Source organism: Acinetobacter sp. YH12070, from assembly GCF_013419625.1.
GTDB lineage: Bacteria > Pseudomonadota > Gammaproteobacteria > Pseudomonadales > Moraxellaceae > Acinetobacter > Acinetobacter amyesii.
Genome location: NZ_VOZT01000019.1, coordinates 13,242 through 26,290, shown reverse-complemented (window position 1 = coordinate 26,290; position 13,049 = coordinate 13,242). Strand labels below are relative to the sequence as shown.

Here is a 13,049-nt window from a genome sequence, read left to right as displayed (position 1 = left end):
TTTCATTGCACATTCTAAGTTCACTTTAACCTTAGAATAAGCGGTTCATACCGTTCAATGTTGCAACACGGTACGCTTCCGCCATTGTCGGATAGTTAAATGTGGTTTCTACAAAATATTTAATCGTATTGTTCGGGCTGTTCATCACGGCCTGACCAATGTGAATAATTTCCGCAGCATTATTACCGAAGCAATGAACGCCTAAAATTTCTAAAGTATCACGATGGAACAAGATTTTAAGCTCGCCCACGGTATCGCCCGTAATTTGCGCACGTGCCAAATGACGGAAAGATGCCTGACCCACTTCATACGGAATTTTTTCTTCAGTTAACTGTTGTTCAGTTTTACCAATCGAAGAAATTTCAGGAATTGTATAAATACCTGTAGGAATATCCGTTACAGGTGCAATTCCTTCTTCACCGCTCATGTTAGAACCGGCACAGCGACCTTGGTCATATGCAGCAGATGCAAGTGAAGGCCAACCGATTACATCACCCGCAGCAAAGATATTCTCTACTTCAGTTTGATATTGATCATTCACGGTTAATTGACCACGGCTGTTTGGTTTGATACCTACATTTTCTAGGCCTAAACCATCTGTATTACCAGAACGGCCGTTACACCACAAAATCGCGTCGGCTTTAATTTTCTTACCACTTTGCAAGTGCAGAACCACATGATCATCATGTGTTTCAAGATGATCAATCTGTTCATTGTGGCGAATCAGTACACCCTGCTCACGTAAACGATATGACAATGCATCTGAGATTTCATCGTCTAAGTAGCTGAGTAATTTGTGCTGTGTATTGATCAAGTCGACTTTGTGGTCTAGACCAATAAAGATAGACGCATATTCACAACCAATCACACCTGCACCATAAATGATGATTTTTTGGATTGAATAATCCAGATCCAAAATTTTATCTGAATCAAATACGCGAGGATGATTAAAGTCTAAAGCAGCTGGACGGTAAGGACGTGAACCTGTTGCAATCACTAATTGCTGGAATACTAAAGTTTCCGTCATACCTTCATTGCTAAAGATCAAAACAGTGTTTTGATCTTGGATATACGCACGACCGTGGAAAATATCAATTTTATTACGGTCATAAAAACGTGAGTGAGTTTCAACTTGTTGTTGAATCACTTTATGCGCATTACGTAACACCTGTTTCATCGTGAACTGTTTCCATTCACCGACTTTTTGGAACATAGGGTCACGTTGGTAACGTAAAATGCTTGAAACGGTCTGACGTAATGCTTTACTTGGAATTGTTCCTACATGGGTACAGTTACCACCAAGCTGTTCACGCATATCTACAATAGCAACTCGCTTACCTGATTTAGCAAGTTTCATTGCAGCGCCTTCACCCGCAGGGCCAGAACCCAGAACTACCGCATCGTATTTCACGAAAGTTCCACTAACGACCTCTTTCTTACGTGGCATTCAACGCTCCTTTACAAATATTCTTTAATCTAGGCTGTATTATGACGTATATCCTAACTTTTTTGGATATTTAGCTCACATATATTATGTGATAACCACATTTATTATATGAATATCGTTTTCCCCCTATTTAAGCTCAAGTCCGCTATAATGATTGAGCTAATTTTTTGAATATCTCCTCGTCAAAAACAGTGGAAAAGTTGAATATGTCTGAGAACCGTAAACCTGTACAGGGTGTAAAACTTCGTGGCGCAGAAAAAGTCGCTCGCATACCTGTGAAGGTTGTGCCAACGGTTGAAACGCCTCGTAAGCCTGACTGGATTCGGGTCAAAATGGCTGCCCCTGATGAAGTTCAACGTATTAAAACAACTTTGCGCGCACAAAAATTACATACCGTGTGTGAAGAAGCGGCTTGCCCGAACTTACCTGAATGTTTCGGTGGCGGTACTGCAACCTTTATGATTATGGGCGATATCTGTACTCGTCGTTGCCCATTCTGCGACGTTGCGCATGGTCGTCCCAATGCTCTTGACCCAGATGAACCACGTCACATGGCAGAAACCATTGCCAATCTTGGTTTGAAATATGCCGTAATTACGTCTGTCGACCGTGATGACCTAGTTGATGGCGGCGCACAGCACTTTGTTGACTGTATTAAAGAAGCTCGTGACTTGAGTCCAAAAACACTTTTGGAAATTCTAGTTCCTGACTTCCGTGGTCGTATGGATGTTGCCCTTCGTATTATGACGGAGTGTCCACCTGATGTGTTTAACCACAACATTGAAACCGTGCCACGTTTGTATAAAGCAATGCGTCCGGGTTCTGACTACCAACACTCTCTAAACTTATTAAAAATGTTTAAAGAATACTGCCCAGATGTTCCAACCAAATGTGGTTTGATGGTCGGTATTGGTGAAACTGAAGAAGAAGTGATCGCGTTATTAGACGACTTAAAAGCACACGATGTTGACTATGTCACCATTGGCCAGTACTTACAGCCCTCTAAAGAACATGCTCCTATTGACCGTTTTGTAAGCCCAGAAGAATTTGAGCGTTACACTGCACATGGCCAAAAGCTTGGTTTCAAAAACATTTGGGCTGCACCAATGGTCCGTTCAAGTTACTTTGCTGACCGTCAATACTATGGTGAGCCAGTGCCTGCGGTACGTCGTAAAACTGATCCTGCAAAGAAAATTGCAGTTCAAACCATTGAAGCTTAATCACTCTAAGATTTAAAACATCGCAAATTAAAGCCCTCATTGATTGAGGGCTTTTTTGTGGCTTTCACACTCAGCCCAATTCGTTAACAAATATAAGATCTTTCGAAAATTGTGTGTTCCTTAAACAGTATCCAATATTCAACCCAATATATCGAATTATCCAAGTTTACGTAATGTGACATTTCTTTGCCCGATAGGGATTGTGTTGTGATTATTTATTAATCAATCTATTGATAACACTTTATTTGCGCTTTCATTATATTCGCGCAATTGTCCAATCATACTCACCAGCCGAGTGATGCCATTTTGACAGTCTCATGCACTTTAAAATCAGAAAGACAAAAGATGAGATCATTTTAAACGCATGTAGGCTGTTTTAAACGCATAACGCTCTGGCCCTTGTCACTGGAGCCATAACAAATGCTATTTATACTCAGTGCCGTACTCTTTATTTTTGCTCTTTGGGCCGTTTTTTTCTTTGAACTTTCACGAGCTGTAGGCGCAATAACACTGATATTCGTTTCAATTGCACTCGCCTTTTTAACCCCATGGTCATTAATACTTGGCATCCCTCTTATTGCTTTAAGTTTAGTAATGTTGATTGACCCACTGCGGCTCAATCTGCTCACCAAACCTGCCTATAAAACCTTAGCAAATGCGATGCCGAGTATGAGTATTACGGAACGTGAAGCATTAGATGCAGGAACAAGTTGGTGGGAAAAAGAGCTATTTATGGGCGCGCCTGATTGGAAAAAATTTGAGGCTTATCCCTACCCTCAGCTCAGCGCTGAAGAACAATCCTTCATTGATAATGAAGTCGAACAACTTTGTGCCATGCTCAACGAATGGGATATTCACCATAAACACAAAGACCTCCCACCAGAGGCTTGGCAATTTATTAAAGATAATGGTTTCTTAGGACTGGTGATTCCAAAATCTTACGGGGGCCGTGAATTTAGCTCATTTGCACAAAGCCGTGTCATGAGCAAGATTGCATCCCGCTCACTGACTGCCGCAGTCAGTTGTATGGTGCCCAACTCGCTTGGACCGGGGGAATTGCTTCTACACTATGGTACCGAAGCACAAAAAGACCGATACCTCCCTGGCCTTGCCAAAGGTGAAGAAATTCCATGTTTTGGACTCACCAGCCCTGAAGCAGGCTCAGATGCAGGCGCTATTCCAGATACAGGTGTCGTCTGTTATGGCACCTTTGAGGGACAAAAAGTGCTCGGCTTAAACATGAATTTCTCTAAACGCTGGATTACTCTTGCACCAATTGCCACCGTCATTGGTCTTGCATTTAAGTTATACGATCCAGATGGCTTATTGGGAGATACAAATAAAACGGAATATGGCATCACCTGCGCCCTATTACCAGCAAGTCATGACGGTGTCATTACAGGCCCACGTCATAATCCAGGCTCACCGTTTATGAATGGGACAGTTGAAGGCAAAGATGTCTTTATTCCCTTAGACTGGATCATTGGTGGGATTGAAAATGCCGGCAAAGGCTGGCGTATGCTGATGGAATGTTTAGCGGTCGGTCGTGGTATTTCACTCCCTGCGTTGTCAACGGCAGCCGGAGAAATGGCATATTTAAATGTTGGTGCATTTGCCAAAGTTCGTCAGCAATTTAAAATTTCTGTAGGTAATTTTGAAGGTGTACAAGAAGCATCGAGTGATATCGCATCAGATGCTTATATGCTTGAAGCATTCCGCTATTTGGTGACTTGTGGTTTAAACCAAGGCGGCAAACCTGCTGTAATGACTGCAATGGCCAAATACTATGCCACTGAAACCATGCGTAAAGTAGTCAATCACGGCATGGATATCGTCGGTGGACGTGCCGTGCAAATGGGGCCTCGTAATTTTTTAGCGTTGAATTATCAGGCCATTCCTGTGTCAATTACTGTCGAAGGCGCCAATATTCTCAGTCGCTCTCTGATGATTTTTGGACAAGGCTCAATGCGTTGCCATCCATATTTATTTGAGGAGCTACAATTACTTCAAGCCGAAGATAAAAACACTGCACTCAATACATTCAATGAAATACTGTTTAAGCACTTAGGCTATACCTTTAACCGAACTGCACGTGCCTTTGCTTATGCGTTCACAGGTGGCCCATCAGACTCACCAGCTTCAGCAGATGAATTTAGCCGCCCCTACTATAAAAAAATTAATCGCTTCAGCGCCGATTTCGCACTGACTGCAGATATGTGTCTTGGCCTTTTAGCCGGCGATATTAAACGTAAAGAAATGCTTTCGGGACGTTTGGCAGACATCCACTCTTATTTATTTATCGCGACGGCTATTCTTAAATATTATGAACAAAGTCAAAGAAGCGAAGCTGAACAATTACATGCACAACTTGCATTAGATAAAGCTTTGTACAATGTTGAAGAAGCTTTCCATGGCTTATTTGATAACTTCCCAATGCGACTGGCAGCAAGCGTAGTAAAAATCATCTGCTTTCCGTTTGGACGAGTTGTTGCTAAACCGACAGACCGTTTAAAACGTGAAGTTGCCACTCAAATGATGCTAGACAATACTTTCCGCCAAGAACTGAAAAAACACGTGTATTACAGCACTGCAGCAGATGAAGTTTCTGGTCGTATGGAAAATGCCTTTTTACAATTGTTGAAAATTGAACCGCTGTGGAACCAATTTAAAAAAGCTGAATCTAAAGGTCAATTTAAAGGTTTAACTTTTGAAGCACATATAGCCGATGCAATTGCACAAAAATTCATTACAGCCTCTGAAGCTGAACAGCTCAGCACTTACAACATTCAACGTTATGACAGCATGCTCACAGATGTATTTGACATGCAGCTCATCCACGAACTTGAGTTATCCAATCCACATTTAACCGTTACACCAGAAGTGAAAAAGCAACAACACACCGATGATGAACCAGAAGCATTTCTGCGTTATTAATCAGCTTCTGCATCGATTTTGAGCTTTATTTTTCTCAAAATAAAAGCCATTCCACTATTAAACAATGGGATGGCTTTTTTATACGACCATCAGCCAATGGTATCGCAGAGTCAAAGGTATAGGCTGTATTGCAAAATTACATCACAGAGGGTTTGCTGCATGTCACAACAAGATTATGAAAATGGCTTAAAAGTTCGTACTGAAGTTATGGGTGAAAGTTTCGTCAAACGTGCTCAAGACAATACCGTGCCATTTACTCAACCTTTGCAAGATTGGATTAATGAGCATGCATGGGGTTCAACTTGGCAACGTGAAGGCGTTTTACCCCGTAAATATCGCTCACTAATTACCATTGCCTTTTTAACTGCACAAAAAAGTCCGACAGAACTCAAAGGTCATGTCCGAGGGGCTTTAAATAATGGGGCGACTGTAGAAGAAATTCAGGAAGTGTTACTTCATAGTTTGCCATATTGTGGCGCACCGGCGACTCAAGAAGCCTTTCGTGCGGCACTTGAAGTCATTAATGACTATCAAAAATCTGAATAAGTTACTGCGTTATAAAACGGCTTTAGAAAACTACGATTATTGTGGTTTTCTAAAGGGTTTCATCTTGTTTTTAACTTAGGACCTTAAATGCAGTGAATCCCGAATCAAATCCAATACACATTAAAATTATAGAAGAATTCATTCACTTCAAATCGAACTTGATATCCCAATTCTGTAAGCTCAGCAGATAAACTTCGAATCTCTTCTAAAGCTAAATGCTTGGGTAAAACCGTAAATACGGCGGTATTCCCCTGTTTGGCATTTTCCTCAATCAGCAAAGCCAAACGTGTCTTATATAAGGCGATATCTAAATTGGCTTGACTGGATAAAACTTTGGCATGTTCTGCGGGTAAAAAGCTCATATTCTTATACGCTTATCTGATTATTATTGCTTATAAATTAAGCCAAATTCAGCAAAGCGTGCAATGCATTTTTGTAATTGATATTTCAATTTCAAAGCGCATTGTTTGGCGCAAACGAAGCTCTTCAAAGCGATATACAAAAAAAGTACTCAAAAGAAATCCCTCATGAAGAGGGATTTTCTATGCTAGCGGGGTAATGGAATATATTGCGAGTCACTGTTTTGAGTTTGCAGTTTACGCTCTCCCACTTGTACCGGCAATGTCATCGCCTTTCCGTCTCGCTCAATGTCAATTTGCATAGTGCTCAATGGCGCTTGTTGTGCAACGAAGTTGATTAAATGCGAAGTCGAGGTAATTAGCTCATTATTTACTTTCACAATTTTATCACCACGTTTTAAACCTGCTTGTGCTGCAGGTCCATTACGAATGACATCTGCCACAATCACACCATTCACACGTGGATCTAAAATATTTTCTTGCTCAATTGGAAGTAAACTAATACCTAACCAACCACGTACCACTCGCCCATCTTTTAAAATAGAGTTCAGCACTTGTTGGCACACTTTTGCAGGAATGGCGAAACCAATCCCCAAAGAACCGCCGGACTGCGAGAAGATCGCAGTATTAACACCAATCAAATTCCCTGCAACATCAATTAAAGCACCACCAGAGTTGCCGGGGTTGATCGCAGCATCTGTTTGAATAAAGTCTTCGTAAGTGTTGATTCCCAAATCTGAACGACCTGTAGCTGAGATAATCCCTTGCGTAACCGTCTGACCCACGCCAAAAGGGTTACCAATCGCTAGGACGACATCACCGACTTCATTGCCACTTAGCTTAAATGGCAAAACCGGTAATTGACTCATTTCAATCTTAATCACAGCTAGGTCTGTATCTGGGTCTGTACCCACAACTTTCGCTTCAGCACGACGACCATCATGTAAAGCCACAACGATCTGATCGGCCTGTGCGATCACGTGGTTATTCGTCAAAATATAGCCATCAGGACGAACAATCACACCAGAACCTAAACTATTTTCGTTTTGATTGGTTTGATCTGGAAGTTGATTACCAAAAAACTCACGGTAAACAGGATCATTTAATAAAGGATGATCCAATTGTTTCACTTTTTGCGTAGTGAAAATATTCACAACCGCTGGCGCAGCGACTTTTACCGCAGCACTATACGAAACCACCCCGCCTGTTCGCGACGTATCAATGAGGGGTTCAACCTTTTCTGCAGGCATTTTGACCCCATCTGGGGCAATGGGTGCTTTAGGTTTTTGAACCTGTTGCCATGTAAAGAAACCGATGATCACAAGTATTAATAATACCCAAGGTAACCATGTAAAGGTCCGACGCACGTCTATATCCTCTAAATTTTATAATTCATTGATGGCTAAATAATTTATATCGTATTGTAATGTAATATTTTCAACAAACTTAAAAATAAACACAGAGATTTGTGATTCTTTAGTTACAATTTAAACAATCGTAAATTTTGATGCATCTTTTTGAGATTTTGGACAGTATATGGCTCAGTTAAGTGAAATTATTCAGTGGTGTGACAGCACACTCAAAGCACATGAATTTAAGGACTATGCTCCCAATGGCTTGCAAATTGAAGGCTCAGCAGAAGTGCATAAAATTTTATGTGCAGTTACCGCATCACAAACTGCGATTGAAGCCGCAATCGCAGCAAATGCTGATTTGTTATTGGTACATCATGGTTATTTTTGGAAAGGTGAAGCTTACCCAATCACAGGTATGCGCGGCAAACGCATCAAAAGCCTGATCAAAAAAGATATTTCACTCGTAGGTTATCACTTACCTTTAGATAGTCACCCTACTTTAGGTAATAATGCAGCGATAGCTGATTTGCTCGAATTAGAGAATATTGAAGCCTTAGATCCTACTGAGCGCAATCCTATTGGTAATGTTGGTTATTTAAAACAAGCAATGACTCCAACAGCGTTTAAAGAGTTCGTTTCTGAAAAATTAGGATTTGATGCCATTCACCTGCCGGCAGATAAACCCTCTATTCAAAAAATTGGTTTTTGTACGGGCGGCGCACAGGACTTTATTGGTAAGGCGGCTGCTTTAGATTGTGATGCCTACATTTCAGGTGAAGTGAGCGAACGTACTTTTTACGAGGCTGAAGAATTAAACGTGCATTATTATGCATGTGGACACCATGCAACTGAGCGTTATGGTGTACAACGACTCGCAAAAGCTATTTCAGAACAGTTCAATATTGAGTATAGTTATTTCGAATTAAATAACCCGATTTAATTTAAATCGTCTAGGTCTTTGGCTCAGTCCTTATACGTATATTTTCAGGCTTTATTCTGTATTGTTATTTATAAGCAATGCGCATTTTACTGCAAGAATCTATTACAATAACGGCACTTAATGTCAAAACCCAGCAAAATGCAAGGAATTGAAAACATGACAACGATTACTTTACCAGCGTTACCTTACGGTTACGACGATCTTGCTCCTCACATCAGCAAAGAAACTTTAGAATACCATCACGACAAACACCACAATACTTATGTTGTTAATCTTAACAACCTAATCGCTGGTACTGATCTTGAAGGAAAATCTTTAGAAGAAATCATCACTGCAGTTAAAGGCGATGCTTCTAAAGCAGGCGTATTCAACAATGCAGCTCAAGTTTGGAACCACACGTTCTACTGGAACTGTATGGCTAAAAACGGTGGTGGTAAAGCTACTGGCGCATTGGCTGCTAAAATTGACGAAGCTTTCGGTTCTTACGAAAAATTTGCTGAAGAATTCGCTGCTGCTGCAACAACTCAATTCGGTTCAGGTTGGGCTTGGTTAGTTGCTGACGAAGTAAACGGCAACTTGTCTATCCTTAAAACTTCAAATGCTGACACTCCGCTTGCACACGGTAAAGTTGCTGTGTTGACTATCGACGTTTGGGAACATGCTTACTACATCGATTTCCGCAATGCTCGTCCTAAATACATCTCTACTTTCTTAGAAAGTCTAGTGAACTGGGACTATGCAAACGCTAAATATGCAGGTCAAGCTGCTGGCGTTGAAAAATAAGTTTTAACCTTATTTTAAAGTCAAAAAAAATCACCCTTTTAGGGTGATTTTTTTTATGGGCTCTACAATTTGTAAAGTTATAAAAGGTATTAGAACTTCTCTTTTTTGTTTTAGTTTCAGTGAAACTAAAATAAGCTATGCAACATAGACTATTTTTCCCATGTTGCATGATAAACATTTTAAAAATTCAAAATCCATAGGTATAGCCTTTCAACACCCCACACAAGACTCTGAAATTTATTAAAATTAAGATGTTTTCGAATACCATGTATTAAGTTAATTGTAGGAGAACCAACATAGTTATATTTTTTGGAGTATAACTACGCAATTATCACCTTACGAGATCATTTACGCCTAAATGACCAAACTTGCCATTTATTAGACGACCATCATCTAACTGCACATTTTTAAATTCAATTGTTCCCTCTGAATCATTGACAGTTACACCAGTACAATGATTATCCGTCAATTTACAGTTCCATTTCAGATAAATATTCACATTTAATTGACCCTTCTGTGGTCTTTGATAAGCTACATTTACATTTTTAGTTATAGTATCGTATTTCACTGTGAACTCGAGATCAGATTGATTATCTCGACTCATAAAGCGAAAATATTTACTTTCATTTTCTGCATATACCGCTGCTGCAACTGTTGCATCAATTTTAAAAACTTCATCTCCTGCAATGACTTGACCATAAGGAACTTTTTTCACAAAACCTCCAGATACTTTTAAGTCTGGAGAAGCAATATATTCAATAGGGTTAGTAAATAAGTTATTGATGAATTTAAAGGTCGTTATACCATTTTCATAATCTGTATTTAATATAAAATCTCGATTGAAGTATCCCTTATATATGTGCACATCTTTAGGTTGCTCATTACTGAAATAATTCCCCTCTGTTAAGATAAATCTATCGTGATCAAGATCCACAGGATTATTAAAATTAAAATAGTATTCTTTATCGGTCGTAAAACTTAAAACAGAACTAGTTTTCCAATCCAAAAATTTTTCTATTGTTGCAGGTTTACCATTAACAACTAAGTCTGATTCCGCATGATATTCATTAAATCGTTTGGTGTTCCACACTGGCCAATCAGAATTTACTTCAAACTTAACAGAGCCCTTAATTTTAGCTGTAGATGCAAAGCCAATATTATTTAAACGTCCTGCTATAGAACCATTTGCGTCTATAATAAAGTAAGTTTTACCATTACTCTGCTTTTCAATTTTATAAGAAAATGTATCGCTGCATGAATTTTGACATTGAACTCTCAGATACCCGTTATCATTCTCTGAATAGCTAAAAACTCCAACTTTATCGTCATTAGGATAAAAATAAAGACCCGCCAAATTATTAATATGGGCAGACAAATCATTGCTTGGTGTAAGAATTTCTAAATCCCACATATTATTGTTTGTAGCAGATGCTTCAATCACACTATTTGTGTGAAATGGTGAAAACTTGATGGTTGAGTGATTAGCAATGCCAGAATTTTCAATTTCAAAATAGCCATGCGTCAAATCTGGACTTAGTACAGTAGTTTCTTCAATAGGCTTCGGTACAGATGTTTCTGATGACGTTGGACTACTTTCTCCTCCCCCTCCACCACATGCGACTAATAAAATAGATAAAAGAGTTAAAGGGAATAATTTTCTTCTAAGGTGAAGCATATAAATCCTTGTTTAAAAAATAAATTTTTAAATTTTATAAAAATACTGAATTTAGACTACTTTTGTAAATATTCAATACCATTTCATAAAACAATGAAACTTTGCCTAGTTCTTATACAGGAAGCTAAGCCACTTGTGTACTTAGACGATTTTTTTATCTAAAAATTATTAAAAAATCTTCTATTTATTTTAAAAACTGTAATTGGCTGTCTAATTATTGCCCAATGTAACAAAATAGCGATCATACAAAATGACAGTGCGTACTTCTCTCAGCATGTCTAAAACAAGAATAGCGATCTAACGCAACCTTACTCACCATTTCATCCATTACTCTTCAAACTATAATCACCAAAGTATTCTGATGACTTTTAACTCAATAAAAGCTTAAAAGAATCAATAAATAAGCAACAAACTCATCTTTGGATAATAAAAAAACATTTAAGCGCTTTATCTTTTATTTTTACTTGACCACTTTAAAATTCATCCCTAAAATGCGCATCAGATTCTCCAATAGCTCAGTCGGTAGAGCGACGGACTGTTAATCCGCAGGTCCCTGGTTCGAGCCCAGGTTGGAGAGCCATCTATTCTTCCATAGCTCAGTCGGTAGAGCGACGGACTGTTAATCCGCAGGTCCCTGGTTCGAGCCCAGGTGGAAGAGCCAGATTCTAAAAACCCACTCATTACGAAGTGGGTTTTTTATTGCCTATTCATTAATATGAGTACACCTACTTTATTGTTTTTACATTCCCCAAAGTATGTGTATAAGTACCCACTTGCCTGATTCGGCTATTTTTAAAACACTTAATTTGATTTTTCTGTATTTTATTTAAATCAGGCTTGACCACCCTGCCATACATCTTTAGAATCCGTTTCAGATTCTCCAATAGCTCAGTCGGTAGAGCGACGGACTGTTAATCCGCAGGTCCCTGGTTCGAGCCCAGGTTGGAGAGCCAAATTCTAAAAGCCCACACATTATGTCGTGGGCTTTTTTTATGCTCTAGGCTTTTATTTTTAAGATAAGAATCACTTGCTCTATGACCTAAGCTATTCACCGACCTCTCCTTCCACATTAGAAAGAATAGTCAAAGCTTAAGTTTTAAAAACGCTTTATATTAAAGGTGTTTATATTTAATACATTCAGCCTAAATTTCCTTATTTTTTGCAATTCTGACTTGACCTCACCGCATTTGCCCCATAGAATGCGTGCAGATTCTCCAATAGCTCAGTCGGTAGAGCGACGGACTGTTAATCCGCAGGTCCCTGGTTCGAGCCCAGGTTGGAGAGCCAAATTCTAAAAGCCCACGCATCATGACGTGGGCTTTTTTCATATATGTTGTTTATTCCGTGCCAGATCTCAGTCAGTTCATATTTTTTATTATTGGTTGCTTGGCAACTTTTGCCCTTATCTGCTTAGTCTTTCCCAGACTATTTAGAAGCAAACAAAAGTTTTTCCCACGTCGTGTAATCACGGCCTTTGAAAGTAAGATGTTTCATCGTTTAAATGAAGCATTTCCGAACTACCACATTTTAGCCCAAGTAGCTTTTAGCGCACTGATCACTAATCAAAATTACAAAATCAGAAATAGATTTAATCGAAAAGTCACTGATTTTGTCATACTTGACCAAACTTATAATGTATTAGTGATAATCGAACTGGATGACCCCTCACATAGGCAAAGAGCAAGAAGATGCTGAACGTAATGCGATGCTTGAAGAAGCTGGCTACCGTGTAATCCGCTACACCAACATTCCAACAGTTCACACGCTCAGGCATGATGTAAATAAATAGT

At 39.3% G+C, this 13,049-nt stretch carries 9 protein-coding genes, 4 tRNA genes and 1 pseudogene; 10 read left to right on the top strand and 4 right to left on the bottom strand.

What is annotated here, in order from left to right:
• Positions 1-31 precede the first annotated feature (31 nt).
• The gene (gene sthA, locus FTU17_RS07610; protein WP_078190237.1) at positions 32-1,447 is read right to left on the bottom strand and encodes a Si-specific NAD(P)(+) transhydrogenase; all 1,416 of its coding nucleotides are present in this window, start codon (positions 1,445-1,447) and stop codon (positions 32-34) included.
• A 206-nt stretch (positions 1,448-1,653) separates the two neighbouring features.
• On the opposite strand from sthA, the gene lipA reads away from it, so the two are divergent.
• From lipA to FTU17_RS07595, 3 genes are all read left to right on the top strand, one after another.
• Positions 1,654-2,667 carry a lipoyl synthase gene (gene lipA, locus FTU17_RS07605; RefSeq protein ID WP_078190238.1) on the top strand — a complete coding sequence of 338 codons (1,014 nt, stop codon included), beginning with the start codon at positions 1,654-1,656 and terminating at the stop codon, positions 2,665-2,667.
• A gap of 420 nt (positions 2,668-3,087) precedes the next feature.
• Complete coding sequence (locus FTU17_RS07600; RefSeq protein WP_180135031.1) at positions 3,088-5,601, top strand: acyl-CoA dehydrogenase; 2,514 nt, start codon at positions 3,088-3,090, stop codon at positions 5,599-5,601.
• A gap of 159 nt (positions 5,602-5,760) precedes the next feature.
• A complete protein-coding gene (locus tag FTU17_RS07595) occupies positions 5,761-6,147 on the top strand; it encodes a carboxymuconolactone decarboxylase family protein (protein ID WP_005008801.1) in 387 nt (128 codons plus the stop codon).
• Positions 6,148-6,251: 104 nt separating this feature from the next.
• Here FTU17_RS07595 and FTU17_RS07590 read toward each other — a convergent pair whose 3' ends face one another.
• Together FTU17_RS07590 and FTU17_RS07585 are read right to left on the bottom strand one after the other, a co-directional pair.
• The gene (locus tag FTU17_RS07590; protein WP_078191893.1) at positions 6,252-6,509 is read right to left on the bottom strand and encodes a hypothetical protein; all 258 of its coding nucleotides are present in this window, start codon (positions 6,507-6,509) and stop codon (positions 6,252-6,254) included.
• A 185-nt stretch (positions 6,510-6,694) separates the two neighbouring features.
• A complete protein-coding gene (locus FTU17_RS07585) occupies positions 6,695-7,873 on the bottom strand; it encodes a trypsin-like peptidase domain-containing protein (protein ID WP_180135030.1) in 1,179 nt (392 codons plus the stop codon).
• Between the two features lie 169 nt (positions 7,874-8,042).
• Here FTU17_RS07585 and FTU17_RS07580 point away from each other — a divergent pair, with 169 nt between their 5' ends.
• Both FTU17_RS07580 and FTU17_RS07575 read left to right on the top strand, forming a co-directional pair.
• On the top strand, positions 8,043-8,801 hold the full coding sequence (locus FTU17_RS07580) for a Nif3-like dinuclear metal center hexameric protein (protein ID WP_180114588.1): 759 nt from the start codon (positions 8,043-8,045) through the stop codon (positions 8,799-8,801).
• Positions 8,802-8,957: 156 nt separating this feature from the next.
• On the top strand, positions 8,958-9,584 hold the full coding sequence (locus tag FTU17_RS07575; RefSeq protein ID WP_180135029.1) for a superoxide dismutase: 627 nt from the start codon (positions 8,958-8,960) through the stop codon (positions 9,582-9,584).
• A gap of 331 nt (positions 9,585-9,915) precedes the next feature.
• Here the strand turns inward: FTU17_RS07575 and FTU17_RS07570 are convergent, their stop codons facing one another.
• The gene (locus FTU17_RS07570) at positions 9,916-11,259 is read right to left on the bottom strand and encodes a hypothetical protein (protein ID WP_180135028.1); all 1,344 of its coding nucleotides are present in this window, start codon (positions 11,257-11,259) and stop codon (positions 9,916-9,918) included.
• Between the two features lie 504 nt (positions 11,260-11,763).
• On the opposite strand from FTU17_RS07570, the gene FTU17_RS07565 reads away from it, so the two are divergent.
• The 5 genes and pseudogenes from FTU17_RS07565 to FTU17_RS07545 all read left to right on the top strand — a co-directional run bounded on the left by FTU17_RS07565 (position 11,764) and on the right by FTU17_RS07545 (position 13,048).
• Positions 11,764-11,839, top strand: a tRNA-Asn gene (locus FTU17_RS07565).
• A gap of 5 nt (positions 11,840-11,844) precedes the next feature.
• A tRNA-Asn gene (locus FTU17_RS07560) sits at positions 11,845-11,920 on the top strand.
• Between the two features lie 216 nt (positions 11,921-12,136).
• Positions 12,137-12,212 (top strand) — tRNA-Asn (locus tag FTU17_RS07555).
• 258 nt (positions 12,213-12,470) lie between these two features.
• A tRNA-Asn gene (locus FTU17_RS07550) sits at positions 12,471-12,546 on the top strand.
• A gap of 21 nt (positions 12,547-12,567) precedes the next feature.
• Positions 12,568-13,048, top strand: a pseudogene (locus FTU17_RS07545) (DUF2726 domain-containing protein).
• The last annotated feature ends 1 nt before the right edge of the window (position 13,049 follow it).